This window comes from Stenotrophomonas sp. 05L44_2, assembly GCF_056665995.1.
Genome location: NZ_JBFTNR010000737.1, coordinates 1 through 2040, shown reverse-complemented (window position 1 = coordinate 2040; position 2040 = coordinate 1). Strand labels below are relative to the sequence as shown.

The window sequence follows — 2040 nt, the reverse complement described above, 5'->3', positions numbered from 1 at the left end:
GTCCAGGTGCACTGCGCCAGCCATCCGCAACAATGGCCCGCTGGGCGCTTCGACCTGATCGTCTGCGGTGAGATGGGCTATTACCTTGCACCGGAGGCACTGCCCGCGCTGCGCAGCGGCATCCACGCGGCGCTGAAGGAGGAGGGCCTGCTTGTTGCGTGCCACTGGCTGCCTGCCTTCCCCGGACGCTCCAGCGCCACGGCACTGGTTCACCAGCACCTTGGGCAGGGGCTGCAGGAAGCGTTCTGCTATCGCGATGCTGATTTCGTACTGCAGGGGTGGATGCGCCGGCCGCTGTCGCTGGCCCGGGAAGAGGCGCTGCGATGATCGGCGTGCTGGTGCCCGCGCATGACGAGGCCGCCACAATCGGCCGCTGCCTGCGCTCACTGCAGAAGGCGGCCCGGCACCCTGGCCTGAACGGATGCGAGGTATGCATCGTAGTGGCACTGGATGCCTGCAGTGATTCGACGGCGGCCATCTGCAGGGAGCTGCAGGTGGAAACCATCGACCTGCAGGCGCGTTGCGTCGGCGCTGCCCGCGCTGCTGCAGCTGCGCGGCTGCTGCAGCAGGGAGCGCGGTGGCTGGCAAGCACCGATGCCGACGGCACCGTGCCGCCGCAGTGGCTTGCGGCGCAGCTGGATGCCCGCAGTGATGCGTTCTGTGGCGTAGTGGACGTGGCCGCCAGCGGCCGCCGCAGCCGCCATCTGCGCAGGCTGTTCCGGYGCAGCGAGCGCTGGGGCGATGGCCATGGGCGGGTGCATGGCGCCAACCTGGGCGTTTCGGCGCAGGCCTACCGTGCTGTCGGCGGTTTCGCCGCGCTGGGCTGTGGCGAAGACGTGGACCTGGTACGTCGGCTGTCGGCGGCGGGCGCCAGCGTGCGCTGGGCCGGGGCCCCGGTCGTGACCACCAGCGCCCGCCTGCTGGGACGGGCGCGCGGCGGTTTCGCCGACTATCTTGCCGGGCTGACGCTGGAACAGCAGAGCGCCCCTGCCGTCTGTCAGCTGACCGGCACCGGCTGATCGCTGCCTGCGCGCGGCTCAGTCGCCGGTCTGCGAGTGCGGGGCCTGCACCGGTTTCGACTGCGGCGAGTCCTTCTGCCGCAGGAAGATGGTCAGTACCACCAGTGACAGCACGGCCAGGAACTCACTCTGCCAGTTCTGCATCGACTCGAACCAGAACGTGCTGCCCAGCACATGCTCAAGGAAGCCCGGTGCCGGCAGACCCTGCAATTGCTGCTCAACGCACTGCGAGCGCCAGCTGCCGATGGCGTGCAGGATGAAGCTGAGCAGGAACATCAGCCCGAACGCGATGGCCAGTGAGTGGCCGTACAGCGCCTTCCACACTCCGCCACGTCGCACCGGCCAGGGCGTAGGGCCGTCTTCCACGCGCGCCTGTTCCTGTGCCGGGTCAATCGGGCGCGACTCGGCAGAGCCCCGTTGACGCAGGGAGACGGTCAACAGCACGTACATGCCCATCTGCAGGAATTCGCTTTCCCAGTTCTCGAATGTGGCGCTCATGAAGTGACCGCTGTGCAGGTACTGCCACAGATCAAGCGGCGTCCTGCCATGCTGCAGCAGTTCCTCGTTGTGGACCTGCAGTCCCGCAGCCACCTGTCCCCCCAGGAACAGCAGCATGAGCGCCAGCAACACCAGTGACAGACCATTGCGTTTCCACATGCCCTTGCTCCGCTTGCCTACATGCCGCGGGAGAGCCTGCGCGGAAGACGTCGAAACGACCGTGAACGATCTGCCTGACGGATGTGAGGAGCCCGGCGCTTGACGTGGTGTTGCATTGATATGGACAGGACACACACCGGACAGTCACCGCCTGCGAGCGCGGCGCGTGTGAGTCTGGACGCTCCGTAACGGCAGGAGACAGATGATGCAGGCGCTGACCTATCACGGCCGCAAGGACGTCCGCGTGGAAACCGTTCCCGACCCCGTGCTCGCCGCCGACGACGACCTCATTCTGCGGGTGACCGCCACGGCCATCTGTGGATCGGATCTGCATCTGTACCGAGGCAAGATCCCTGACCTGCAC

The 2040-nt window shown here is 67.1% G+C and carries 2 protein-coding genes and 2 pseudogenes; 3 read left to right on the top strand and 1 reads right to left on the bottom strand.

All coding sequences use genetic code 11. The features are described from left to right. A pseudogene (locus AC1VAN_RS20010) lies at nucleotides 1–327 on the top strand (SAM-dependent methyltransferase); the annotation flags it as partial. Then, on the top strand, nucleotides 324–1019 hold the full coding sequence (locus tag AC1VAN_RS20005; protein WP_480986553.1) for a glycosyltransferase family 2 protein: 696 nt from the start codon (nucleotides 324–326) through the stop codon (nucleotides 1017–1019). The pseudogene AC1VAN_RS20010 and the gene AC1VAN_RS20005, both read left to right, overlap by 4 nt. 18 nt (nucleotides 1020–1037) lie before the next feature. Here AC1VAN_RS20005 and AC1VAN_RS20000 read toward each other — a convergent pair whose 3' ends face one another. After that, a complete protein-coding gene (locus tag AC1VAN_RS20000) occupies nucleotides 1038–1676 on the bottom strand; it encodes a DUF6766 family protein (protein ID WP_032974697.1) in 639 nt (212 codons plus the stop codon). A 205-nt stretch (nucleotides 1677–1881) separates the two neighbouring features. Between AC1VAN_RS20000 and AC1VAN_RS19995 the strand changes: the two are divergent. Further along, a pseudogene (locus AC1VAN_RS19995) lies at nucleotides 1882–2040 on the top strand (glutathione-dependent formaldehyde dehydrogenase); the annotation flags it as partial.

Excerpts from the sequence above, each read along its gene's own strand:
- AC1VAN_RS20000 (WP_032974697.1), bottom strand. The coding sequence starts at position 1,676 with ATGTGGAAACGCAATGGTCTGTCACTGGTGTTGCTGGCGCTCATGCTG.